Annotated in this window: 22 protein-coding genes; 13 read left to right on the forward strand and 9 right to left on the reverse strand. The window is 40.2% G+C overall.

The genetic code is table 11. The features are described from left to right. Positions 1–7: 7 nt before the first annotated feature. The 4 genes from AAFF35_RS01390 to AAFF35_RS01405 all read right to left on the reverse strand — a co-directional run bounded on the left by AAFF35_RS01390 (position 8) and on the right by AAFF35_RS01405 (position 8,005). On the reverse strand, positions 8–3,040 hold the full coding sequence (locus AAFF35_RS01390; protein WP_342330546.1) for a TonB-dependent receptor: 3,033 nt from the start codon (positions 3,038–3,040) through the stop codon (positions 8–10). Positions 3,041–3,290: 250 nt separating this feature from the next. Further along, on the reverse strand, positions 3,291–6,191 hold the full coding sequence (locus AAFF35_RS01395; RefSeq protein WP_342330547.1) for a two-component regulator propeller domain-containing protein: 2,901 nt from the start codon (positions 6,189–6,191) through the stop codon (positions 3,291–3,293). Positions 6,192–6,206: 15 nt separating this feature from the next. Further along, on the reverse strand, positions 6,207–7,145 hold the full coding sequence (locus tag AAFF35_RS01400; RefSeq protein ID WP_342330548.1) for a rhodanese-related sulfurtransferase: 939 nt from the start codon (positions 7,143–7,145) through the stop codon (positions 6,207–6,209). Between the two features lie 74 nt (positions 7,146–7,219). Continuing rightward, positions 7,220–8,005 carry an SDR family oxidoreductase gene (locus tag AAFF35_RS01405; RefSeq protein WP_342330549.1) on the reverse strand — a complete coding sequence of 262 codons (786 nt, stop codon included), beginning with the start codon at positions 8,003–8,005 and terminating at the stop codon, positions 7,220–7,222. A 160-nt stretch (positions 8,006–8,165) separates the two neighbouring features. Here AAFF35_RS01405 and AAFF35_RS01410 point away from each other — a divergent pair, with 160 nt between their 5' ends. Together AAFF35_RS01410 and AAFF35_RS01415 are read left to right on the forward strand one after the other, a co-directional pair. Continuing rightward, a complete protein-coding gene (locus tag AAFF35_RS01410; protein WP_342330550.1) occupies positions 8,166–9,362 on the forward strand; it encodes a C1 family peptidase in 1,197 nt (398 codons plus the stop codon). Positions 9,363–9,471: 109 nt separating this feature from the next. Continuing rightward, complete coding sequence (locus AAFF35_RS01415; protein ID WP_342330551.1) at positions 9,472–10,443, forward strand: D-glycerate dehydrogenase; 972 nt, start codon at positions 9,472–9,474, stop codon at positions 10,441–10,443. Here AAFF35_RS01415 and AAFF35_RS01420 read toward each other — a convergent pair. Beyond that, the gene (locus AAFF35_RS01420; protein WP_342330552.1) at positions 10,434–11,120 is read right to left on the reverse strand and encodes a S24 family peptidase; all 687 of its coding nucleotides are present in this window, start codon (positions 11,118–11,120) and stop codon (positions 10,434–10,436) included. The two genes, AAFF35_RS01415 and AAFF35_RS01420, sit on opposite strands and share 10 nt — an antisense overlap. A gap of 123 nt (positions 11,121–11,243) precedes the next feature. Here AAFF35_RS01420 and AAFF35_RS01425 point away from each other — a divergent pair, with 123 nt between their 5' ends. After that, complete coding sequence (locus tag AAFF35_RS01425) at positions 11,244–11,978, forward strand: hypothetical protein (RefSeq protein ID WP_342330553.1); 735 nt, start codon at positions 11,244–11,246, stop codon at positions 11,976–11,978. 48 nt (positions 11,979–12,026) lie between these two features. On the opposite strand, the gene AAFF35_RS01430 is transcribed toward AAFF35_RS01425, so the two are convergent. After that, complete coding sequence (locus AAFF35_RS01430; RefSeq protein ID WP_342330554.1) at positions 12,027–14,477, reverse strand: DUF5686 and carboxypeptidase regulatory-like domain-containing protein; 2,451 nt, start codon at positions 14,475–14,477, stop codon at positions 12,027–12,029. Positions 14,478–14,619: 142 nt separating this feature from the next. On the opposite strand from AAFF35_RS01430, the gene kbl reads away from it, so the two are divergent. The 4 genes from kbl (at position 14,620) to AAFF35_RS01450 (ending at position 17,941) form a co-directional block, all read left to right on the forward strand. Further along, a complete protein-coding gene (gene kbl / locus AAFF35_RS01435) occupies positions 14,620–15,807 on the forward strand; it encodes a glycine C-acetyltransferase (protein ID WP_073237767.1) in 1,188 nt (395 codons plus the stop codon). A 102-nt stretch (positions 15,808–15,909) separates the two neighbouring features. Beyond that, complete coding sequence (gene pheS, locus AAFF35_RS01440; RefSeq protein WP_342330555.1) at positions 15,910–16,947, forward strand: phenylalanine--tRNA ligase subunit alpha; 1,038 nt, start codon at positions 15,910–15,912, stop codon at positions 16,945–16,947. Beyond that, positions 16,947–17,366 (forward strand): hypothetical protein, encoded by a 420-nt coding sequence (locus AAFF35_RS01445; RefSeq protein ID WP_342330556.1) that lies wholly within the window; start codon positions 16,947–16,949, stop codon positions 17,364–17,366. Before pheS ends, AAFF35_RS01445 begins: the two co-directional genes overlap by 1 nt. Then, complete coding sequence (locus tag AAFF35_RS01450; protein WP_073237758.1) at positions 17,366–17,941, forward strand: helix-turn-helix domain-containing protein; 576 nt, start codon at positions 17,366–17,368, stop codon at positions 17,939–17,941. The genes AAFF35_RS01445 and AAFF35_RS01450 overlap by 1 nt, the downstream gene beginning before the upstream one ends. Before the next feature lie 3 nt (positions 17,942–17,944). Here the strand turns inward: AAFF35_RS01450 and AAFF35_RS01455 are convergent, their stop codons facing one another. Then, the gene (locus AAFF35_RS01455) at positions 17,945–18,508 is read right to left on the reverse strand and encodes a hypothetical protein (protein WP_342330557.1); all 564 of its coding nucleotides are present in this window, start codon (positions 18,506–18,508) and stop codon (positions 17,945–17,947) included. Between the two features lie 107 nt (positions 18,509–18,615). On the opposite strand from AAFF35_RS01455, the gene AAFF35_RS01460 reads away from it, so the two are divergent. The 3 genes from AAFF35_RS01460 (at position 18,616) to AAFF35_RS01470 (ending at position 20,880) form a co-directional block, all read left to right on the forward strand. After that, positions 18,616–18,738, forward strand: a complete 123-nt coding sequence (locus AAFF35_RS01460; RefSeq protein WP_342330558.1) for a phenylalanyl-tRNA synthetase subunit alpha — start codon at positions 18,616–18,618, stop codon at positions 18,736–18,738. A gap of 239 nt (positions 18,739–18,977) precedes the next feature. Next, positions 18,978–20,459, forward strand: a complete 1,482-nt coding sequence (gene rlmD, locus AAFF35_RS01465) for a 23S rRNA (uracil(1939)-C(5))-methyltransferase RlmD (RefSeq protein WP_342330559.1) — start codon at positions 18,978–18,980, stop codon at positions 20,457–20,459. Positions 20,460–20,478: 19 nt separating this feature from the next. Continuing rightward, positions 20,479–20,880: a hypothetical protein gene (locus tag AAFF35_RS01470; protein WP_342330560.1), complete on the forward strand. Its 402-nt coding sequence runs from the start codon at positions 20,479–20,481 to the stop codon at positions 20,878–20,880. A 7-nt stretch (positions 20,881–20,887) separates the two neighbouring features. On the opposite strand, the gene AAFF35_RS01475 is transcribed toward AAFF35_RS01470, so the two are convergent. Further along, positions 20,888–22,549 carry a serine hydrolase domain-containing protein gene (locus tag AAFF35_RS01475; RefSeq protein WP_342330561.1) on the reverse strand — a complete coding sequence of 554 codons (1,662 nt, stop codon included), beginning with the start codon at positions 22,547–22,549 and terminating at the stop codon, positions 20,888–20,890. A gap of 68 nt (positions 22,550–22,617) precedes the next feature. Continuing rightward, on the reverse strand, positions 22,618–23,334 hold the full coding sequence (locus tag AAFF35_RS01480) for a head GIN domain-containing protein (protein WP_342330562.1): 717 nt from the start codon (positions 23,332–23,334) through the stop codon (positions 22,618–22,620). A gap of 137 nt (positions 23,335–23,471) precedes the next feature. On the opposite strand from AAFF35_RS01480, the gene AAFF35_RS01485 reads away from it, so the two are divergent. The 3 genes from AAFF35_RS01485 to AAFF35_RS01495 are packed head-to-tail and all read left to right on the forward strand — an operon-like array spanning position 23,472 to position 25,605. Next, positions 23,472–23,981, forward strand: coding sequence for a phosphoribosyltransferase family protein (locus AAFF35_RS01485; RefSeq protein ID WP_124585048.1), 510 nt, complete (start codon positions 23,472–23,474; stop codon positions 23,979–23,981). Positions 23,982–24,019: 38 nt separating this feature from the next. Beyond that, entirely contained in the window at positions 24,020–24,643 is a 624-nt protein-coding gene (locus tag AAFF35_RS01490; protein ID WP_342330563.1) for a 1-acyl-sn-glycerol-3-phosphate acyltransferase, read from the forward strand. Next, complete coding sequence (locus tag AAFF35_RS01495; RefSeq protein WP_342330564.1) at positions 24,640–25,605, forward strand: hypothetical protein; 966 nt, start codon at positions 24,640–24,642, stop codon at positions 25,603–25,605. Before AAFF35_RS01490 ends, AAFF35_RS01495 begins: the two co-directional genes overlap by 4 nt. The last annotated feature ends 5 nt before the right edge of the window (positions 25,606–25,610 follow it).

A 25,610-nucleotide genomic window follows, 5' to 3' on the forward strand; every position in this document is an offset into this window, starting at 1 on the left:
TTAGTTGTTAAAAAGTAACGTTTACACCGAAACTATAAGTAGCATATAATGGATAGACATTCGCATCTATACCTGCGCTTGTTGGAGAGTACTTATCGGTCACCTGTTTGCTTATTTCAGGGCTAAATCCTTTATAGCCAAATAGGTTGACCGGATTTTGTGCATTTGCAAACACCCTTATTTTCTGCATTTTCCACTTACCTAATAAAGATTGCGGAAGGGTATATCCCAATTGTGCATTTCTTAGCCTGATATAAGCACCACTTTCAACATAATATGAATTCGGAGCAGAGTTATTAGTAGAACCGATGTTTACAGAAGGATAAGTATTTGAAGTACCTTCGCCATGCCACCTGTTGTCATAGAAGTCTTTAGAGAAATTCTCATTACCAAATCTGATACCCTGGTTTGCGTTGTATACATCGACTCCTGCAACCCCCTGGATATCTATAGCAAGATCAAAGTTCTTATAGGCAAAGCTCGTGTTTAAGCCATAGTTAAATTTAGGGTTAGGATTACCGATAGATACGCGGTCGTTACCATTGATTACACCATCACCATTCTGATCCACATATTTGAAATCCCCAGGTTTGGCAGAAGTTTGAGCTGAACCGGCAATCTCTGCAGTATTCTGGAAAATGCCGTCCACCTGATAACCATAGAATTCGCCAATAGGTCTGCCTAAAAGTGTTCTGGTCGCTCTTGAACCATTTGCCAGTCCACCACCACCAGAATAGATCGGGTTTTTACCGGTAACAGTTGACTTCACTATGTTTTTATTATAGCTAAAATTTCCACTGATGGAATAGGTTAAACCTCCTTCAGTTTTATCTCTCCAGCTGGCCATGAATTCATATCCTTTATTCTCGAAATCGGCTTGATTGCCAATTTGAGTAGCAGTTGTTAAACCAATATTTGAAAATACAGGTATTTCAAATATTGCTTTTTGAGTTGTTTTGTTGTAATAGTCTGCCTCTATGCTCAATCTGCTATCCAGGAAGCTGGCTTCGAAACCAAGATCTACACCTGAACTACGCTCCCAGTTAAGGAAAGCCGGCACCATGGTGTCAATGTTTTTTCCGGTGTAAGCAATGCCGTTAAAATAAGCTACATATCCTCCTTTTTGACCAATTGTCAGATTCGTTGGGTTGATAGGAACACCTGCGTTTCCTACTTTACCCCAACTACCACGCAATTTAAGGCTATTGAATACTTTTTGATCTTTCATAAACTCTTCTTTGGTCACCACCCATCCTGCTCCAATGGAAGGGAATTTACCCCAAAGGTTTCCGCCACCAAAAAACTGAGAAGCACCATCTGCACGCAGAGAAGCATTCAATAGGTATCGGTCTTTGTAAGCGTAATTGATCCTTCCGAAATATGATACCGCTGTATTTATTGCACCCTCATCGTAAATGGTACGGTTAGCCGCGTCACCCAAACTGAGGTATAGGTCGCCCTCACTTGAAAAGGGAACATTCATTGCGCTGGCCTTAATTACATATCGTTTTGATCTTTGTGCGGTCTGACCAGCTAAAACAGTTAGGTTATGATCGCCAAAAAGCTTTTTATAAGTTAAGGTGTTTTCAATGATCCAGTTCCTGATTTCAGTTCTGTCAATCCCCAACTTGCTGTTGTCACTTTGTTGTCCTTGTGTTGCTTTATAAACCGGATCATAAATTCTTACCTCATTCTGACCAAAATCTCCGCCAATGCTGGTCTTGAAGGTCAGATCTTTAAAGATGTTGAGTTCTGCATATACATTTCCAACTAATTTATAGTCTTTAGTTACACCGTTGTAAAAGTCGGAAGTAACTTGGGGATTGAAGTTGTTTCCTCCACCCAAACTAAAGTCATTTGGATCGCCGTAAGTGCCGTCTGCATAATAAACAGGAACTACAGGACCGGCGGCGTAAAGCTGACGGAAGATACCAGTATTGATGTCTCTGGTTTTGCTGGAAGTTCCTGAAACGCTATAACCAACCCTTAAAGGCTTTAATACTTGAAAATCATTCGATAATCTGGCAGTGTAACGTGTATAATTATTCTTTTCAACAATACCATCCTGATTTAAATATCCCAGGGATAAGTTATAAGTGCTTTTTTCACCACCACCACTAACAGACAACTGGTGATTAGTGACCATTGCATTTCTGAGGAGCTGGCCATACCAATCTGTTCCCACACCAAAACCTGCAGGGTCTTTAAATAATGGAGGATTTCCTGAGGAAGCAGTCAACTCATTAATCAATGTTGCGTACTCGGTAGCATTGGCCATTTTGAGCTTGTTTGTTACGCTTTGATAACCCACAGTTCCGGTATAGTTAATTATTGCATCACCTTTTTTTCCTTTATTGGTAGTTACCAGCACCACGCCATTAGCAGCTCTGATCCCATAAATAGATAAACTGGATGCATCTTTTAAGATACTCATGCTCTCGATGTCAGCAGGGTTTAAGAAGTTAATGTCATCAAACCAGACTCCATCCACTACATATAAAACACCAACTCCACCGTATACTGTTCCTGTACCACGTATAGTGATCTGAGGAGCCGTGCCTGGTGCGCCACTGTTGGAGATTGCGATACCAGCAACCTTACCTTGTAATGCACTTACCGGGTTTACAGAAGCCTGCTTCGAAATTTCATCACCTTTAACTGTGGCTACAGATCCGGTCACATCGATTTTTCTTTGCGTACCGTAACCTACTACAACTACCTGGTCCAATTGCTGAGCAGATGAGGTTAGTACGATATTGACTGTTGTTCTATTGTTGACGGGCACTTCTTGTGTCGTATAACCTATATAGGTAAATACCAGTGTCGCGTTTGCGGGGGCGCTGATGGAATAGTTCCCATTGACGTCTGTTTGTGCTCCTGTTGTTGTCCCTTTTACCTGTACACTTACTGCCGGAATGGTGGTCTTATCACCGCCGTCGGTTACAGTTCCTTTCACAGTAATGTTCTGTGCAAAGGCCGTGTAATTAAAAAGAAAACAGAGAAATGTTAAAACAGAAAATTTTGTAAAGATTCTTTTCATGCTCGTTTAAGTTTTGTTTAATTGTTTGTTAAATCTCTGGGACTATAACCGCTATTACAAAAAAAAGGCCTATACATTTATACATCAGCGGTTGATGTGTAGTGTTTTAAACGCCTTGTCCAAATCAGTTTTTGGGCTAAAAATGCAGTTCTTTGCCTGATTAGGCAAAATTATATATGGTTGTGCAGGGTTTTACTGAAATGCAGAAATGTGGGGGTGAAATCTGCTGATGTGTGGTAATGATGTAGTCCTAAAGTTCCATTAAGAACTCTACAAGGTTCTTGTCATGTGGAATTTCGAGCTTTTTGCGAAGTCTGTAGCGTCTGATTTCCACACCTCGAAGGGAAATGTTAAGTAATGACGCCATTTCTTTACTGCTCATATTCATGTGCAGGTAGGCACATAGTTTCAGGTCATTTGGTACTAGGTCCGGATGATTTGCCTTTAGCTTTTTGAAGAAACTTTCATGTGCTTCGTTGAAGCTGCTTTCGAATAAATTCCAGTCGCGCTCATCGTTCATTCCTTCGTCAATAACCTTTTGTATTTTTCGCAATTGATCTTCTGCCAGGGGTTTCCCGTTGCCGTCTTTTAACTTCAGAATTTCCTGACTCAATTTCTGCAATAATTCGTTTTTATAAACAAGACTCATCGCGGAATTTGCCAGTTCTCTATTTTTACCTGCCAGTTCCACTTGTAACTTTTCGGTCTGCAGTTTGATGATTTGTCTTTCCGTTGCTTCAGCTTCCTTTTTAAGGTAGGCTTCTTTTTCTGCCTGCAGTTTTTTGGAAATGGCCTGCTGGTCTTTCTTTAGCTTTTTCTCGTAAAGGCGTTTAGTGGAAATAAGTAATACAATAGTACATAGGATGTAGAAAGCGATGGCCCAGTTTGTCGCATAAAAAGGAGGTAGGATGCTAAATTCAAACATGGTTTCTTTACTCACCAGCTCATCATTGATCTTGGCCCTTACCTTAAATACATAACTTCCTCTGCTGAGGTTGGTAAAATCCTTTTGTGAAGCGGTACTCCAGTCGGACCATTGTTTGGAATAGCCTTCCAGGTAATATTGGAACTTCACTTTTGCCTGTCGGTAATAAGGAAGGGAGTAAGAAATTCTGATGTTGTTCCTGCTAAAAGGGATCTCCATCTCAGATCCGTTACTTCCAATTTCGCTTAGGGTATGATAAGTGTCGGTGATGTCTTCTATCCTGCGGATCAGCACCGAAGGTAAAGCCGCCTCTTTGTTCCCCGTCTGGCCATCAGTTCCGTTATAAATGACAAAGCCATCATCTACACTGATCAGGTAAATGTCGTTGCTGATCTTACTGATGTTCTCATAATACTGAACCATTCTTCCATCAAGAATGCTGAACCTATTGGAATCGATATTGAGTTTCCCCGGTTGGGTAAAGTGGACAAGGCCCATTTTTCCACGGTTAATGAACCAATATCTGTTCAGTCCGGCGCTAATGATTTTGTTGGACGTAGAAAATCCCTTTAGTCCTTTATTGAGTTCTTCGTAGTTTTTAAAACGGTTACTGATTTCATCATAGATGAAAAATCCCTGATCAGAGGAGAAGACAAGTTTGTTTGCAATTTTGAAGATATTGATGTTGTAATCATCAGGAAGACCATTTTTCTCATTGTATGGCCAGGAGGCAGTCACCCTGGAAAGATCAGGACTTAGGGTCAGTTTGTAAAGACCTTTATAAGCATGACTTACCCATATATCTCCTTTTGCATCTCTCTCCACATACCTGGAAGGTTCATCGAAACCGGCAATTTTATGGTGAAATCGCCAGATGCCTTTAGCGTCCTTCTTATAAATCAACAAACCATTATAAGTTCCCTGGATGAGACAGTCCTGTCCATCGTCCAACTTTTTGATGGTCCAGCCACCATTGGTATTGGATATCTTTTCCAGTTTATTCCCCATCACATTAAAAGTGCCGTTATTGTGGCCGCAGATTAACTGTCCATCAATAATTGTAAGGTCCCAAACCTGTCCCTGAGAGCCGGGGATCAATTTGAAATCAAAAGAGCTGAAGAGATCCTGTCCCGATGTCCATGGGCTGTAGAATAAGCCCTGATTGGTGCCCAGGTAAATGGTATTGTTGTAAATCAGACTGGAATATACCGTTCCGAATTGTCCGGTTTTATCAAAATAGAAGTATAATGGGGAATTGAGCTCTACCCTGTCTATGCCATTGTCGAGTCCTGCCCAGAGGTTTTGGTCATTATCGGCATAAAGACTAAGCACCGTGTTGTTCTGTAATCCACTGGATTTATTGATGCGCTGAACGATATTTCCCTGCTCATCAATGATGATCAGACCGTTTAATATCGTCCCGTAAGCATAGTATTTGTTTAAGATCTTGACTCCGTTATTTAACTGATATACCTTCAGAAAAGCATTGGCAGGTGTATTTAAGGGCGTAAAGCTATTTCCATCGTAGGTGAAAAGACCATCCTTACTGGTTCCGATTAACAGGCTTCCGTTTTTGTAAGGTAAAATGGACATTACGTCAGTGGAGTTTGCAGGCGTACTTCCTTTTAATGGAATGAGTTGATCGCCAATAAGTTCAAAAAGTCCCTGGCTTAAAACTTCTACAAATAAGCGCTTTCCTACCTGGTGAAGAAACAAAAAAGGATGTGCCGCTTTGACGACCTTTATCTTGTTGTTCTCGTAAATATAGATGGTGTTAAAAGATTGAAAAATCACCCTTTTCCCATCCGCGCATATTTTCCAGATCTCATCTTTTACTGCATTGCTCCTGGGAACAAGTTTGGTTAAAGAGGTATAGCTTAGCTTCCTGTTTTTATTGGACCAATAACCGAGCTCCCCAAATCCACCGCTATAAATGATTCCTGAAGGGGCTGCAAGGACAGAACGAACAATCTGCCTGTTGGGCATTTTGTATTGCTGCCAGTATTTGCCATCATAGGTAAGCAGGCCCTGTGCATTTCCGAAATACATAATGCCCTGCTTATCCTTGGTAATTGACCAGTTTTGATTTCCGGAAAGGTATACTGACTTGGGATAATTTTGCACATACGGAACCCCGATACTTTTAATGTTTTCTGCTATAGCGGAGAATGAAATAAACGCAAGCAGGATATGGAGTGAAAAGTATTTCAGGCAGCCGATCTTCATTAACGCCTAAGATAGTTATTTAGAAGCAACGTTTACAGGTTGAGGTACTTTTACATAATATCCGGTTCCGTCATAACTGCGTTTACGAGGGTTGGTTGTACAGGCGACAGAGCAGCAGCCTTGTAGTTCTTCTCCGCAGGCATCACATTGTGTGATGTGCTCATTACATTCCGGATTGGCACAATTGATCATTTTTGGTGTAACTGTTCCGCAGTTAAAACATTTGGAAACGATACTGGGATTTACCGAGTTGACATCAACTGCAATGCGGTTGTCAAAGACATAACACTTACCTTCAAAATCCTCTCCGCCGGCTTCTTTACCATATTTGATAATTCCTCCATGAAGCTGATATACATCATTGAAACCGTGGTGCAGCAATAAAGCTGATGCTTTTTCGCATTTGATGCCACCGGTACAATAGGTAAGTACTTTTTTGTCTTTATACTGAGCCAGTTCATTGATTTTATCCGGGAAATCCCTGAAATTTTCAATATCCAACGTCACCGCGTTTTTGAATTTACCGAGATTATGCTCATAATTGGAACGAACATCAAGAATGACAACATCCTCATCATCGATCATCTTTTGAAAATCTGCGGGTTCCAGGTGTTTACCTGTACGTTCGTTGGGATCTATAATACTCGTATCTCTTAGTCCTGAATGCACAATTTCCGCTTTATGACGGCAGTGCATTTTGATAAAGGAAGGTTCATCTACCTCGTCAATTTTGAAATCAGTTTTAGCGAAACGTTCATCGGCCTTAATGGCAGCCATATAGGCTTCACAAGCTTCTTTAGTTCCGGAAACGGTTCCGTTTAATCCTTCATTGGCCACAATAATGCGCCCAACAAGGCCTAGTGATTTACAAAATGTAAGGTGATCGGCAGCAAATTGTTCTGCCTCTGCTATGTAACTATAGCAATAGTAAAGTAGGGTCTGGAATTTTTTCATATATTCATTGATACTGTTGCATACAGCGTTTAATGCGGTACAAAGTTAAGAAAGATAAATGATATAGGAAAAATCTAAATGGAAGGGGTGCGTCCGCCGTCTACTCTGATACTGGTCCCGGTTACATACGATGCCGCTGGTGAAGCAAGGAAAGCGACGATGTTAGCGATTTCTTCTGCTTTTCCAAATCTTGCCATTGGTATGGTGTTGATCATGGTTTTTTCCAAATCAACGATCTCTAATTGCTGAATCTTTGCTGTTTGTTCAATTAAACTGGTTAATCTTGCCGTTTCCGTTAGTCCTGGTAAGACATTGTTTACTGTAATGTTGAATTTGCCGACCTCATTGGATAAGGTCTTCGCCCATGAAGCAACCGCAGCCCTGATGGTATTAGAAACCCCCAGATTTGGCAATGGCGTTTTGACGGAGGTCGAGATAATATTGATGATCCTGCCATATCCCAATGCTTTCATTCCTGGAAGAACTGCTGTAGCAAGAATATGATTGCCAATAAGATGTTGCTGGAATGCCGCTTCGAAATCATGTGAAAGGGCCACGGCAATCGGGCCGGATTTAGGGCCACCGCTGTTGTTGATCAGTATAGCGATGTTATGGTTTACCGTGATTTGATGAATCGCGTTTTCTATTTGTTGCTTTTCAGAGAAATCAGCGACCTGATAACCATGCTGCTGACCCTGATCGTTGGCGAGTTGCTGAAGCGCCGCTTTTAGGGCTTCTTCGTTTCTGGCCATCAGTATGCAATTCGCACCGAGACTGGCTAAAACTTTTGCTGTAGCCAGGCCGATGCCCTGTGTACTGCCACAAATTAATGCGTATTTTCCTTTTAATGAGATATCCATGTCTCCTGATTTAAGAATAAAATTATGGAAATTTTTCGCAAACACCTTCCGTAACATTCTTTTTAGGCTGTTGTTGACTGAAAGGAATATTGTTAAGTTTGCCTCCGTCATTATAAATCAGACCCTGATTTGTGAGGCGGATTAAATTTAAACATATAAAATGACTAAAATTTCTATTAAACCGGTATTGTTGGCTGCAGGCCTTCTACTTAGTGCCGGTAGCGGATTTGCACAAGATGATCTTGTTAATTCACTAAAAAACAACCAAAGTACGGATAGTAAAAATAGTTTTGTTTTTACTCCTGTGATCAATGCAGAGGCAACTTCTGTTAAAAATCAAAAATCATCGGGAACCTGCTGGAGTTATAGCACGAACTCTTTCCTTGAATCTGAAATGATCCGTGCAGGTAAAAAGCCGGTTGACCTTGCAGATATTTTTACTGCCCGTAATGCTTATATTGAAAAAGGAATTAACTATGTACGTATGCATGGTGCCTTAACGCTTGGCGACGGTGGTGCATGTCATGATGTAATCAATATGTTTGCTTTATATGGTGCATTGCCTCAGGAAGTTTATAACGGCAGAGATTACGGAACTGCAGCAAATAAGTCTGATGACATGAATAAGCTGACTAAAGCAATTCTTGAAGAAGCGGTTAAAGCACCTAACGGTAAGCTTGATCCAAACTGGAAAAAGAAATATATCGCTACGATAGATTCATGCCTTGGTGCAGTTCCTGAAAACTTTACGTTTGAAGGTAAAAACTACACCCCAAAAACTTTTGCTAAAGAGGTCGTAGGGATTAATCCGGCAGACTATGTGGAGCTTTCTTCTTTCAACACGGCTCCTTATTATACAAAAACAGTATTAATGGTTCCGGATAACTGGTCTTATGATCAGGTATATAATGTACAGATGGACGACATTACTAAAGTAATTGACAATGCTTTGAAAAAAGGATTTACAGTTGCCTGGGCTACCGATGTGAGTGAAAAAGGTTTCAGCTGGAAAAATGGTATTGCTTTTGTTCCTGAAAAAGACTTTGAAAGTATGTCCAAAGAAGAAAAATCAACTATGTTCAACGGACCTAAGCCTGAAAAAGAAATTACTACTGAATTGCGTCAGGAAGCATTCGACAATTACCAGACTACAGATGACCATGGAATGCAGATCACCGGTATTGCAAAAGATCAGAATGGTAAAGAATATTATATCGTTAAAAACTCATGGGGTGCAACCAACGATTATAAAGGATACCTCTATGTAACCAAGAATTTTGTGAAATATAAAACCACAGCATTCCTGTTAAACAAAAAAGGTCTTCCATCTGACATTCGTAAAAAGCTTAGTCTTTAATTAGTTACCTTGTAAATAAAGAAGGCGGCTCCAAATTTTTGGAGCCGCCTTCTTTATTTTGAGAACATTTGCCTGGAAAGGTTGTTGATTTTTATACAAAAGAGAATTTATGAAAGTATTTGTAACCAGAGTTATTCCGGAAGAAGGACGGAAATTGATGATTGATGCGGGTATTGAAGTGGAAGAGTGGAAAGAAAAAAGATCACTTAGCAGGGAAGAGCTGATTGCCCATACCAGAGATTGTGATGCTTTACTGAGCGTAAGTACCTGGCTGGACAAAGATTTTCTTCAAGCTTCCAAACATTTAAAAGTAATTGCTTTGCATTCTGTAGGTTACGATAATGTAGATGTTGAAGCGGCTACTGCAGTTAAGATTCCGATAGGAAATACGCCTGGTGTATTGAGTGGGGCAACTGCTGACACTGCTTTTTTGCTGATGCTTGCCACTTCCCGGAAAGCCTTTCATATGCATAAAAGTATTACAAAAGGAGAATGGGGGTTTTTTGATCCGACAGCTAACCTTGGTATAGAATTAAGGGGTAAAACATTGGGTGTTTTTGGCTTGGGGAAAATCGGACTGGAAATGGCGAAATGTTGTATCGGAGCATTTGGAATGCAAGTGATTTATCACAACAGGAACAGAAATGAAGCTGCCGAAAAAGAATTAAATGCCAGCTGGGTTTCCTTTGATGAACTGCTGGAGCAAAGTGATGTCCTTACGGTACATACAGCCTTAACGCCGGAGACGGCAGGAAAGTTTGACTGGTCTGTTTTTAATAAAATGAAACCCCGTTCGATTTTTATCAATACAGCCAGGGGAGCAATTCATAATGAACCGGATTTGTTAAGGGCATTGGTAGAAAAGAAGATCTGGGGAGCAGGGCTGGATGTGACCAACCCTGAGCCTATGCATCCAGATCATCCTCTTTTAAATATGCCTAACGTATCCGTTCTTCCCCATATTGGCTCCGCTACAGAAGAGACCCGCTCGGCAATGTCTGTTCTCGCCGCCAGGAATATCATCGCCGGCCTCAAAGGAGAACGAATCCCATTTGTAGTCAATCCCGAGGTTTACAAGTGATTGCGGGTTACTTTCCCCTTGACAAGAAATATCCGCTTAATGCCTCCTCTTTGTATAACAGTATCCCCCTTAAATTCTGGATTTAGGGAACGTAAGACGATCTTTTCCGGGTTGGGATGTTCAAATAACAATTTCACGGTGGTGATGTTGTTTGCCTGTTCATCGGTGACCACCAGGTAAGCCTCACCCCATTGGATGATATCCCGGTTCCTGATTTCTTTTACAATGATAATCTCTCCACTGGTAAATTTAGGAGACATACTGTCTCCATAGATAGGAAGGTAAGCATCACAGTCGTTAAAAGGCCGGTAATTTACATAGTATTCCGGAGGATCCTGAAAGACCTGAAGTCCCCCAAAGGTCATCTCCGTGAGATTTACATTAAAAAATGGAACACCTTCTTCCAGCTGAGGCAGTTGCTCAGCAGGATCCTCAGACCTTAGAAACATTTCTCCCATACCGGTGTTGAGGTATCTTGGATTGATCCTATGGTATTCCAGAATTTCTTTTGAAAGCCTTTTCCCAATTCTTCTTCTCCCGCTTTCAATGGAAGAACAGTTCCCTATATGTTTAGTAATAGGGGTGTAAAACTGGGATAGGGTCATCTGTTTTGTTAATCTGACTTCCCTCAACCTTGTGCCGGCTTTCTCGGTCTCTAAATAAATGTTTTTTCTCATAGCTTTATTTATTGTCTTAATTAATTTGTCTTTTGATTAATTATACGTAAGCTTGCATTAATTATTTAGCTAATATAATATTTTAAACTATAATTATTATATCATTAATTAAAATTATGTATTATGAGAAGACGGTATGAGGGATTGGAAAATCCCGGTTTCAGGTATTTGGAAGAGGCAGAAGTTAAAAATCCATTATTGGTGGTGGAAGAATTTTTTGATGCAACTGATCTGGAGTTGTTCAGACAGGAACTTCGGTTGTTATTTAGCCTTTCTTTTAGCAATTCCGCTTATGGGCAGGAAAAGGTGTATGACCGGTCCAGGCTGATGTGTGTACATCAGTATACTACGCGTCTCATTGAAATGGCCTGGATCCTGTTAAATGATGATTATATAGACCTGTTCATCCGGGAAGGAGATCCGTTTTATCAAAGCAGGGGAATGTGGAGAGAGACCTCTTTTATAGAAGTACGGAAACGGTTATCAGATGGCGTTATGAAAAACTGTCGCGTACTGGAAGATCAGGAGATCAATAATGTCAAGTTTGTGTTTAATGATATCTTTCAATATCAAAGCCTTTCGGTATGGCAGGATGAGCTGGATATGATCTTGTTTTATAGTCTGCGCTCTACACCGATGTCTGAGGAATGTGATAACGGTCATCTCTCTTTTGCTATGTATGAATTGCTGGAAAAACTATTGGAATGCATGCATGTGATCCATGAGGTTAAAATTAAGAGCGATGCAGGCTGGAAGGTCCTGCCTCTGGATACGGATGTCATCAACAAAGACTACAATTATTTTCCGCCTGAACTCATGATGGGCCTTTACCATCGGATGCTAAGTCTTGAGAATTGAGTATAAAACATTCATCCGTGTGTTTTCGCCACGGGTGAATGCTTTTTTTTAAAAGCCATAAGAAAGCCTGAAACCATGATTTACTCTTTTGTTACCATCATAAGCAAAACCGTAAGCTGCCCTGAAAATCAGGCGTTGTAAGCCAAAATAAAACTCCGTATAATTTCTTTTCAAAGGTTGGCTAAGGTAATTGACACCAACCAGTTCTTCCAGTTTTAACTTGCGGAGCAAGGGTACTTTATTGGTCAGCAATCCGGAGAAATTATGTTCAAAATGTGCTTCAAAGTACTCTCTGTCCGTACTATGTAGGTAAAAGTCAAGAAATAGGAATTTTCTCAATTCCGGTAAGCCAAATAAAGAATTGTTTCCTCTGAAGTGTTTAAACTCCGGATAGTAAACCTGTGTGTTATTCAGGAACTTTCCTGCACCGATAACGAAAGAGGAATAGCCCCATAGACCAGAACTAATCCTGTTTTGATAAACCTCGGCAGAAATCAAATCGTAATCTACATCACTGCTCAGGATACCTTTAATGCCTTTCTTATAAGAGAGTCTGATCGTTGGATATTTTGACTCCTGATAAATCTTACGGTCGGGACGGGTAATGTAACTTTGTCCGATGGTATAGGTAAGCGCTGCGTTTAGAATAAAGGCTTCGTAAGTAGGAAACAAAGGTTTTTCTACTTCAGGGCTAAAAGGATTATTGGATTTAAAAGTTTCTCCTTTTAAATCCTTGATTTTATAAGTGGTGGTATTTACCAGATTGGTATTCCTTGTAAATTCAGCGGAGATGGTGGCCTGCAATCCATTCGTCAGTTCTCTGCTCGTTCCAATATTTGCAAATTCCTTTTTATAGAATTTGGAGAAATTGGTTTCGAAAAGAAGGGAGTTGATAGAGTTCGCCAGCAAACTCATACTACCATGGTTATTCAGGTCATAGATTCCGGATCCAATGCTTGCACTAATGCTGGCGCGTTTTACAGGGTCATAGTAGTAATTTCCGCTTAGTGATCCAGTGAGCAGTTTATTGGATAGCCCGTATCTTACTTCCGGACGGATGCTATAAAAAGCACCATATTCCAGGTCTTTAGTATAGGTTACGCCATATTTTGCTCCAAATCCTTCTACTGTATTGTAGAATAAAGCAGGCAGAATAGGGTCGAACCTCAGGCGTTTCCTTTCGTAGCGGTTATTGATGGTATAGCTGGTCAGCAATATTTTAACGATTCCAAATTTATTGTTTGCCCTTTCCAGGGAATCGAGATAAGGCTTTGAAGTTTTTAAAGCAGCGATACTATCTTTTCTGACATAGTCACGGCTCTCTTCCGGAGTCAATGGAATTGGCCTGTTGTTTAGCCAGAAAAGAGAATCTTTTTTGTTGACTGCCTTGGTTATTTTTAAAATCTCTCCATTAAAATAGTTCTTGGGGAAGTTAGGATGGATGTTGTAATTGCTGTAAACTCCCGCATAGTAACCTTCAAACTTAAAGCCAAAAACATTTCCGTTGAACTGGAAGTTCATATTGGAAGGCATATAGGTATCTTCCACCTTAAGGAATTGCTGAGAGATCTTTAAGGTATCTATTAAATTGATTCCGGAGTTTTGAGTCAGGTAGACGTTGGCATTCACCAAATGCCAGCTGTCTTCTTTGATATAGATAATTCCTCTGAATACCGGGTCATGTTCTCTTTTTGGAATAAGCTGAATCTTATTGATGGTTTCGCCATTTTCATTGCTGAATCCTAAAAGCTTATAGCGATAATATAAGAATGCGTTATCAGAAATAGGGGATACAAATCCACGCGCACTCATGCTGTTCTCTAAAAGTATGTTTTCGTAGAAATTAACGGTCAGATCGGAAGCTTTGTTAAAGCTAAATGCATTATTCCTTCCGGATATTTTAGAAGAAACCATTTCTTCATGGATTTTACCTGGACGCTCGAAGGCAAAAGTAGAGGTAGACTCCGATAAATAAAGAATCCCTCTTCTGTTGGTGTCCAGGTCAAGGGTCTTCTGTACATCTCTTCCAAAGAATTTCTTCGGGGCGCCAACGAGCTTTTGTACCCCTTTAATATAAACATCTGCGGTATAGGATTTCACCTCTGTTAAATGTTGCTTTCTTCGTTTTATGGCCTGCCGCACGATTTCATAGGCTGGATCTTTGGCATTGCCATCGATAGTGACTCCGGAAAGGGTGTAGGATTCTGCAGTCAATACGACATTTTCATCCGTATTGTCAGCAATACTGATGTCCTTTTCTATCGCTTTATAACCAATGGCCTTATAGACGATGGTGAAAGTACCTTTGTCCAATGCCAGTGTGTAAATCCCATCAACGTTTGCCGAGGTGCCTTTAGTGGTATTCTTAATGTATACCGAAACAAAAGGAACCGCTTGACCCTCTGTGTCTTTAATACTGCCTTTGAGTTTGAATTCCTGTGCAAATAAGGTACTGATGCTGCCAAATATTAATAAAAACGTTAGATGGATTCTCTTCATATATGTATTAAAGCCTAAATATCGCTATGTTAATGTTAGATTAACACAATAATCTTGTTAAAGTTTGTGGATGATGATTTAATAAGGTTGTTCCTGGAAGACGATATTTTTATAACTTTGGTTGCAACAAGCAAATAAAAGTATGTATAAAACATTACAACCTGTTCTGCAACAAGAACTGGAGCAAATAGAAAAAGACGGTTTATTTAAACGTGAACGTGTGATTGTTACGCCTCAGGGTGCAGACATCAAGGTAAGTACCGGACAGGAAGTGATCAACTTCTGTGCGAATAATTATTTAGGGTTATCTTCTGATCCACGTGTAACTGAAGCTGCTAAAAAAGCAATTGATAAATATGGCTATGGCATGTCATCCGTACGCTTTATCTGTGGTACTCAGGATGTGCATAAAGAACTGGAAGCAAAGTTGTCCCAATTTTTAGGTACAGAAGATACCATTTTATATGCTGCAGCTTTTGATGCAAACGGAGGTGTTTTTGAGCCTTTATTTAACGATCAGGATGCCATCATTTCAGATGAACTGAACCATGCTTCAATCATAGATGGAGTACGTTTGTGTAAGGCCAAACGTTTCCGGTATAAAAATGCAGACATGGCAGATCTGGAGCAGCAATTGATCGCTGCAAAAGATGCCAGACATCGCATTATTGTTACTGATGGTGCTTTCTCTATGGATGGTGTTGTTGCTCCACTTGATCAGATCTGTGATCTTGCGGATAAATATGAAGCATTGGTAATGATTGACGAGTCGCATTGTACCGGATTTATCGGTAAGACAGGCCGTGGAACTCATGAACATTTTAATGTAATGGACAGGGTAGACATCATTACCGGCACTTTGGGTAAAGCATTGGGCGGTGCGTCCGGAGGTTTCACTGCAGGTAAAAAGGAAATTATAGACATGTTACGTCAAAGGTCACGTCCTTATTTATTCTCTAATACTTTGGCTCCTGCAATTGCGGGTGCTTCTGTTGCGGTATTGGATATGCTAAGTGAGACCACTGATTTAAGAGATAAACTGGAAAGTAATACCGTTTATTTCCGTAAGAAAATGACTGAAGCAGGTTTTGACATTAAAGAAGGGGTTCATCCGATTGTTCCGGTAATGCTATATGATGCAAAACTGGCACAGGAATTTGCGGCACAAATGCTGGAAGAAGGAATTTATGTAATTGGTTTCTATTATCCGGTAGTTGGACAAGGTAAGGCGAGGATTCGCGTACAGTTGTCTGCAGCCCATGAACAACATCATTTAGATAAAGCGATCGCTGCATTTACCAAAGTAGGTAAAGCGCTTGGCGTGATTTAAAATATAACGCTGAGTCCATTTACCTGTTGGAGATCAGTTCAAGTTGATTTTTGGACTCAGCGATTATAAAAATATTGTATAAATAGCTGTATATTTGGCCTCATGTTACAAGATAAGATAACACAATATACCGCCGAAATAAATGCGTTTTCTACTGATAATGCAGATGAGTTAGAACAATTCCGTATTAAATTCCTTGGTACGAAAGGGATAATCAAAGATATTTTTGATGAGTTTAAAGCTGTCTCACCTGAGGAAAAAAGAACCCTGGGTAAGGTTTTAAATGAATTTAAGCAGTTGGCTGAAGCAAAATACCAAACGCTTAAAGACCAGACTGAAGTGGCTGATACTTCCAAAGATGCAGGTTTAGACCTGACTTTGCCAGGTGAAGGCTTTGAGATTGGCGCACGCCATCCTTTGGCATTGGTAAGAAGAGAGATCGTAGAAATTTTTAATAAGTTAGGCTTTATCGTGGCTGAAGGCCCGGAGATCGAAGATGACTGGCATAACTTCTCTGCACTAAATTTTCCTGAGGAACATCCGGCGCGCGATATGCAGGATACCTTCTTCATTAAAAAAGGTGGAGAAAAGGGAGACATCGCCTTGCGGACCCATACTTCCTCCGTTCAGGTGAGAATGATGGAAGCCGGAAAACCGCCATTCAGGGCAATTATGCCGGGTCGTGTATACCGCAACGAAGCGATATCAGCAAGAGCACATTGTTTCTTCCATCAGGTCGAAGGCCTTTATGTGGATGAAAATGTTTCTTTTGCAGATCTGAAACAGACTTTATTTTATTTTGTACAGGAGTTGTATGGCGAAGGAACTAAAGTTCGTTTCCGTCCTTCTTATTTCCCTTTTACAGAACCTTCGGCAGAGATGGACATCTCCTGTACCATTTGTAAAGGAGCAGGTTGCCAGATGTGTAAATACAGTGGATGGGTAGAAATCCTTGGCTGTGGAATGGTAGACCCTAATGTATTGGAGAATTGTGGTATTGATTCGAAAAAATATAGTGGTTTTGCATTCGGAATGGGAATTGAAAGAATTGCCAACCTTAAGTTTGAAATTAAGGATTTAAGGTTATTCTCCGAGAATGACGCCAGATTCCTGAAACAATATAAAACTTCATTGATATAATGATCAAAAGAATAACCGCAGCATTTGTCTTATTATTGCTCTTTGCCGGTTGTGGTAAAGACGATGGGAGTTATATTCCTAATGTTCAGGTCAGATACCATATGACAGCCGCTGCTTTTAGTGTCGAGGCGAAAAATGGTGTTTATATCGTTGATAACATTGGAGTTGCGGGGATCATGATCATTAAGCTTGCAGTAAATAATTATGTTGCGTTTGACCGCTGTAGTTCTGTCAATCCTGAACAGCGCTGCAAAGTAACGGTAGATGAAAGTGGAATTACCGCCACTGATCCATGTTCAGGAGCTAAATTTTTACTTACTGATGGCAGCCCTCAAAAGGCGCCGGCAGTACGTGCTTTAAAGTCATATCAGGTATCTTTATCCGGTATTGGTAGTGGCGAAATAAATGTATCTAATTGATGGAACCAGAGAAAATTAAAGAAAGTATAATTAGAGCAGCTAAAGAGTTATTCAGGAAATACGGGTATCACAAAACAAGTGTAAACGAGATTGCGAAGAAAGCGCGTATAGCCAAAGCCACCATATATAAGTATTTCGAAAGTAAGGAACAGGTTCTGGATGCCATTTTAATGGACTATCTGGATTTGAATCTACATGAGATCCTTAAAAATAAAGCGCAGTTTGCAAACGAAGAAGAACACCTGAAGGCATTGGTTATGAAGACCTGCAGGTTAACTTATACCGTTTGTAATGAATTTATAGGCTGGGATTTCGTAAGGGAGAATGCCAATTCTCAGGAGTTTCTGAAACACCTTTCTGATCAGCTGGAATCACTGTTGCTTTCCGCTTATCTGGAGCTTGATCATTTTAAAAATAACCCTTCCCGAAAAGAAGGACTGGCCTTCTTGCTGAAAGCCAGTAAGAGCATTGTATTCTCTTTCGCCTTTACTTCTGTTAGCGATTCCGATGTCCGGAAGAACTTTGTAAGTTTCCAGAAGGAGCTTTTGCCTTTTCTTGTTAAAGCCGCTTTATAGTCATTAGTCCTTCCATCCCCAGGGAGCGGAAGGGGTATCTATTGTTTTTGATAAGTCGAACTTCACCGTAAACAGACGGTCGGAGCCAATTCTTCTCAGGTTATAGGAAAAAACATCTTTATCTAATGTGATCCACCATACGTTGGTTGCTGCATTCGGCAGCAGGCTGGCCGTTTGCTGATCTGCCGGGAAAAACTGGATTTCCGGCAAGCCTGCATTTGTACTTGTGCCTCCGTATTGTGTCACTTTATCTCCTGAACCATCTTCATGGCGGTGGTCATGTTTAAGACTGATCCGGTCGTTGGCAAAGGTCAGTATCCAGGTTCTGGATTTGTTTTCCCCTACAAAGAATGGAATTTTAATGGTACTGTCTGCGCAGGAGCGAACATGCATCGTCAATTTTTTATTGCTGAAGTCGTCGTTCCCTGCACCGGCAGAAATGTTTCCTTCATAAGATTTTCCGCAATGGTTCTTCAGGTTTTCCCAAAATTGCCTTGCTGCACTTTTTTCCTGTGCATAACCCATCGTACTCATGCTAAAAAGCAGAAAAAAATACAGTTTCTTCATGTCTTGAAGGTACATAATTATAAATCTGTTTAAGATAATTTGACATAAACTTAATATATACCGTTTTGGTATTTGGTATAAAAATGTCTATATTGGCGTCATTATCAATGAATAAGACAATGAGTAAAGAAGTTTTAGAGATTTCTGTTTTAGTTGATGAGAAGTTTGATATGAGCTTTAACCTTGTTGAAGGCATTTTTGGTTTTATCCTGAATGTTTTTGGTAAGTAGCTTCTGATATCCTGATTTCTTGTTTAAAAGGCGTTAAAATGCCGACAGGAAATCCCTATGTCTTGAAATTCCAATTTCCCCTTACCGTTTATTAATCTGCTTTATTCGAAAGGCGCTGAAACTTCCGAAGAAGGAAAATGATGTAGAAGAAATGACCGGAATGAAGCCTCCTTAAGCAGGCTTTATGGCCGATAAAAAACAAATATATTCTAATGAAAAAATCTTAAATTTGCGGCATAATGAGTAGAAATAGAAAATCCGGAACGGTAACCATTATTCCCAATCTAAGAATTATTGATATTGCTGAAGAAGGCAAAGGGGTAGGTAAAGCAGATGAATTGGTGGTATTTGTGGATAAAGCTGTACCGGGCGACGTCGTTGATGTTCGTGTAGTAAAGAAAAAGAAAAATTTTGCTGAGGCTGTAATTGAATCATTACACGAAAAATCAGAACTGAGAACAGATCCTTTTTGTCAGCATTTCGGAACCTGTGGTGGCTGTAAATGGCAACACATGAGTTATGATGCGCAATTGACATTTAAGCATAAAAATGTGGAAGCTGCACTGCAGCGACTGGCTAAAATTGACACTTCTACTATGGAACCTATTTTAGGTTCTGCCGAGAATAAATATTACCGTAATAAACTGGAATATACTTTTTCTAACAAACGCTGGTTGAACAAACAGGACATGCCAGTGGCAGAGTCTCTATCTGAAAACGGAGAAGTGGATGCGGGAGCAGAAAAAGTGGAGTTGGAAATGAATGCCCTGGGCTTTCACGTTCCTTTGCGTTTTGATAAGATCCTGGATATCGAGCATTGTTATTTGCAGGCTGAGCCTTCCAACACTTTGAGAAATACGGTGAGAAGTTATGCACTGGAAAATGGGATGAGCTTTTATGACCTTCGCAACCATGAAGGAAGTTTGAGAAATCTGATCATCAGGACTTCTTCCACGGGAGAAGTGATGGTGGTGGTGGTTTTTGCTTATGTGGAGCAGGAGCAGGCAGATGGCCTGATGGAGCACTTGAAAATTAATTTCCCGGAGATTACTTCGCTTTTATACATCATGAACCAAAAGAAAAATGATACTATTTTCGATCAGGAGGTCATTACCTATGCCGGAAGAGATCACATCTTTGAGGAAATGAATGGGTTGAAGTTTAAGATTGGTGCAAAATCATTCTACCAAACAAATTCTATGCAGGCACATGAATTGTATAAGATCACCAAAGAATTTGCGGGTTTCTCCGGAGATGAACTGGTTTATGATTTATATACAGGCGCTGGAACGATTGCCAACTTTGTTGCTTCCAGTGTAAAACAGGTGATTGGCGTGGAATATGTACCGACAGCAATTGAAGATGCTAAATTCAATTCTGCATTGAATGGCATTGACAATACTGTTTTCTATGCAGGTGACATGAAAGATATTCTGACTACTCAGTTTATTACAGAACATGGCAAGCCTGATGTCGTAATTACGGATCCGCCAAGGGCAGGAATGCACGCAGATGTTGTGGCGCGGTTACTGGAGATGGAGGCAGAGAAGATTGTTTATGTAAGCTGTAATGCAGCTACACAGGCAAGAGATCTCGCTTTGTTAAAAGAGAAATATGAAGTCGTTCGCATTAAGCCTGTGGATATGTTTCCGCATACCCAACATGTTGAAAACGTAGTTTTGTTAAAATTTACAGGAAGTACTTCTCCGGAAGTTCTTTAAGCAAATAAGATATATTAGAATGGATATTGAAGAGTTATTGCCTCAGCAGCCGGAGGGTTCGAAAGAAGAGCCTAAAAAACAAAGTCCACTGGTGAGTTTAGAAAAAGATCTTGAATTGTATTCAGACTCTGTTAAGGAAGTCTCTATTGCAATTATGTCGGAAGGCATTTCGACACATCCTATTTTCGTTGCCCACCAACATACAGTGAGCATAGGAGAAATTATTCTGGACAGAAAAGAATTGAATACTGAATGGACTATCCAGGCCTCTACAATGGATGAGTTTGTAGAAAAAGGAATCATTAATCCTGAAAAGAAAGCGCTATTTCTGAAAAGCTACAAAAAGCCCGAAGATTTTATGTGTGTCTTTGTGATCGTTCCTGAAGGAGCCAACTTTATTTATTATCCGTATAAAAAATAGCGCTGTGCTATTCTTTTGTGAAGAGCAGACCTTTTATCCGGACATGATCTAATGTAAAGCCATCAATCTGATGGCTTTTGTTTTTTCTGAGGCTAAGTGTAAATCCCGGTCCCAAGACATAGAATTGTCCTTCCTTGCCAAGGGATACTAGTTTTAAATGGACGGAGCCGATTAAAAGATCAAGATGTGTTCCGTTTTTCTTCAGGATATAGTGCCCGTTGATTTCCTTGCTATAATAGCCACCCGAAGCTTCATTCAGCTCCTGGTCGCTAATTCCGGAATCGTTTATCCTGGTTGTCCAGGTAAGTTTTCCGTCTTGGGTAATTCCCATTTTAGAAAACTGTTGATGTTGCTGATCTTTAAATCCAAAGGTGATATCTACACCTTCAAGGTAGAACAAAGAATCTTTAAGGGGTAAAATCGGATACCTCGTTTCATTCCACCTCTGAATTACAAATAATGCACCGTTGTTATTAACAAGTTCGAATTTGCGTTCAGGGTGTGCATCAATCTGGTAGGTTCCAGTGTACTTTGTGATGTCGTCAATTGTTTTAGTGCTTTCATCTGTTTTCTGCGGGCTTTTTTTAACAAGGCCGCTGGTATTATTCTTTGCATAGATGGCGTCCTGAGCAGATTGAAGAATGTCCTGACAGGAATAATCATCATTATTGGTCAATATGACGATGCCTAGGTCATCGGCTGTAAAATAGCCCACAAAGCTATGGTAACCTGGCAAATCTCCCGCATGACTAATCATTTGTTTTTCCTGAAATGGTTTGGTTTCCAGGCCGCCTGCGTAAGTTAAAGCTGTTCCGTCGTTGTTGATTCCTGGTGTAGTCATTTTTTTCCACACTTTATCCCCAAGGAGTTGGTGTGTCTTCATTTCGTTAAACCATTTGTCCCAATCGTCAACGGAGCTATAGATATTTGACTGACCGATAATCGGAGAGGTCGCATTGCATTCCATATAATCCTTCTTGCTGCTCATATAAGCATTGGCTTTTCCCCGGACCTGATGGGTTCTGGAAAATCCGGTGTTTTTCATCCCAAGGGGTCTGAAAATTTGATGGTTAGCAAATTTTGACAGATCCTGTCCACTCACCAGCTTTACAATTCTAGAAAGAAAATAATAACCGGAATTGGTATAGCTATGCATTTCACCGGGTTTGAAATTTAATGACTGCTGATTTGCGAGCATGTTGTAGGCGTCTTTATCCGTATCCTTATTGTTTATTCTCATGTCCCTGAGCCATGATAAAGTACCATAGTCCCTAAGTCCGCTCTGATGGTGAATCAGGTGTGCTATCGTAATCGTGTCCGCATAGGCGGGAAGTCCTTTAATGTATTTTGAAAGCCGGTCTGTGGTTTTTAGTTTCCCTTGTTGTTCCAGTAAATAGATACAGGCTGCGGTAAATTGTTTCGAAGCAGAAGCAATATTGAATGGGGTATGGATGGTATTCTTCCGACCTGTCTTGACATCGGCAAGGCCAAATCCATTTGCATATACGGTTTTTCCTTTATGGACAATACTGATGGCAAAACCAGGCTCTTCCGGATTAGAGAAGCTGGAGAGCACACTATCCAGACGTTCTTTTGAAATGGATTGACTGTGGACATTGCTGGCTAAGAAAATAAAACTGATCAGCGCGGAAAATAAGGGGATTCTCATATAAAGAAGCAAAAAAATCCCTACCAGGAATTCCTGTGTAGGGATAAACTAAAAACTAATGGTCTAAATTATTTTATTCTCGTTACGTCTCCGCTTTTCGAGGATGATGTCTTATTTACAGCTGGATCTCCTTTGTAATTGATGTCACTTCCGCCACTGGCATTGGCTTCTAATCCTTTTGTAACATGCACATTGGCATCAGAACCGCCACTTGCAGCCACTTTAGCATATTCAGATACCAGATTGAGGGCGTCCACATCTGAGCCTCCACTCGACTGGATGTTCATATTGGTTACTGTTCCTTTAAGGTTGGCATCAGAGCCGCCACTAACGTTTAGTTCCAGATCTTTTGCAGCAATCTCCATTTTGATATCAGAACCTCCTGAGGCCTGAATTTTAAGTGAAGTTGTTTTTAATGCATTTTGTCCATAGACATCACTACCTCCACTGGCGGTAATGGCCTGTAAAGTCTTGTAGTTTACATAGACTTTTAAAGTCTCACCTTTAGAAGTGTGCTGCCGGTTGATGCTCTTTTTGTATCTGATATTCAGGGAAGATCCGCTTTTTTCTACTTCTATATTTTTAATCAGGTTTTCATTTCCGCTGATCCTGATGTTTTCTGAATTGCTTTGCGTAAGGTAAAGGTCTATTCCACTGGCTACGCTTACCTCATTGAAATGGGTAAGTGCTATATTTTTGCTCTGTTGTGCTGTTGCAGTCAGGGTATTTAGTGAAAATGCAAGAAGTACAGGTAGGGCAGACTTAAATATGATCGTACTTTTCATGTTGTGGGTTTGTTAAGGTTTATATGGATTAGACGCTGCGAGGCATGAAACGTTGCATCATTTAGAAAATATTTTTCAAATATTTGAATATGACCCTTAAAATCGTTCTTTTTGTAGTATAAACAATGAAATAACAAATGGCAGAATCTCAATTGCTTATTCTTGATAAGAAGCAGATACAACAAAAGATTAACAGGATCGCTTACCAGGTATTGGAAGATAACCTGGATGAGAAGGAAATTGTATTGGCCGGAATATGGGATAGGGGCTATAAGATAGCATTACGTTTAAAAAAGGTATTGTCTAAGATTTCTGATCTTAAGATCACCATGTTGAAGGTTGACCTTGACCGCGTAAGTACGAAGCTCGTTGCCAATACCGACTTAGACGAAAGTCACTGGAAAAATAAAGTGATTATTTTAGTGGATGATGTGTTGAATAGTGGAAAAACACTGGCGTATGGCCTGGGTGTTTTTCTGAATACGCCACATAAAAAAATCAGAACAGTAGTGTTGGTAGACAGGAGTCATAAAATATTTCCCATTGCTACAGATTTCGTAGGACTGCAAATGTCGACAGTTTTAAAAGAACATGTGGACGTGGTTATTGATGTAGAGGGAGAAGAAGACCGGGTTTATTTAAGTTAGTTTTTGCATTTAAAGCTTATTTTTCTCATTTTAGAGGGATGTACCGGTCCCGTAAAAGCCCAATAATTTTTCAATTCTTTTCCTGGTATATCGCTTATATCATAAAGAAGGACTTTTCCAGCTATACTTATAACAGGCTTCAGCTTAAAGAAGATGAAGCCATATTACTCTTGTCTAACCATTTTAGCTGGTGGGATGGTTTTTTGATGTTCCAGCTGAATAAATTGGTATTTAAAAAAGAATTCCATGTACTCGTGACAGATGAAGACTACCGGAAGCAATGGTTTCTGAAATATCTGGGTGCTTTCGCTGCGGATACCAAAGGCAAAGATGTGGTAGAAACATTGATCTATGCCGGACAACTATTGGATCAGCCACAAAACCTGGTGCTGTTGTTTCCTCAGGGAAAGCTTTATACGAGTTATATCAATAGCATTTCATTTGAAAGAGGGGTAATGCAGCTGATCAATGCTTCCAAAAAGAAATTCCAGATCGTATTCTCCGCAACACTCATCGATTACTTTGATAAAAGAAAGCCAAAAGCCGAAAGTCACCTCTTAAGTTGGGAAGCGGAGGAATATATGAGCCTGCAGTTGTTGAAAAGAGAATACAACAAACATTATAACAATGCCGTCAGTAAACAAAGTAAAGAGGTGGCATGATCATTTTCATTTATACCGTCCTCGTTTTCTTAGTATTACGTTTTTCAGTCACCCTATTTAATTTCCTGTCTAACCCGAAAATGGGGAATTATGGAAGAAAGTTTACAGATCGGGTTTCCCTGATCATTAGGGTCGAAAAAGAAAAGTCTGAAGCGGATGAATTATTGGCATCTATCGCTGCACAGGATTATAAACATTTGCAAATCATTATTCAATCCGGAGCAGTCCCTTTTTCTGCAGAGGAAGTAACCGGCGATTATTTGTTATTTTTAGAGGCCAATACCCTGCTGAAGAAGGGTTTTATTCATAGCCTGATTTATCGGGTTAAAGTGTTTAATCTCGCTTTACTCAGTGTAATCCCAACCCAAAAAAACACAGGACTTTTAGCAAACTGCGTTTATCCTTTAACTGACTTTGTCTTGCTAAATTTGTTTCCATTAAGGCTGGTCCGCTTGATCAATCACCCTGTGTTTGCAACGGCGAGTGAATCCTGCCTGTTTTTCGATGCCACAGCATATCGCCAGTTTAAATGGAACGAAAGGGTTAAAAGAAATGCATCCAGGGCGGTAGAAATTTGTAAAATGGTAAAGCAGGAGGGACTGAAAGCAGATGTTTTACTAGGTAATAGGTTGATTTATTTAGGAGAAAGACAATTAAAGCCTGATTTTCTTCCTTTCTCCGGGCGCCTGATGCTCAACTTTAACAACAATGTCTTAGTCGCAGTGCTCTATTTAATTCTTGTCGTCGCCGGCCCCATCGTCATGGCCATTGAGTTGGAACCTGCGTTACTGGTTTTGCCTTTCGGTCTGATCTTTTTATCGAGGGTCATGACTTCATTTTTGTCGGCCCAGCATCCTGTTCCCAATATTTTGCTTCATCCGCTGCAAATGCTGGCCCTGGTATTGCTGTTGTTCAGTAACATCTGGAATAAGGTATTCTCAGGTGTTGGTGATAAGAAGTAGCATAT

This window comes from Pedobacter sp. FW305-3-2-15-E-R2A2 (assembly GCF_038446955.1).
GTDB lineage: Bacteria > Bacteroidota > Bacteroidia > Sphingobacteriales > Sphingobacteriaceae > Pedobacter.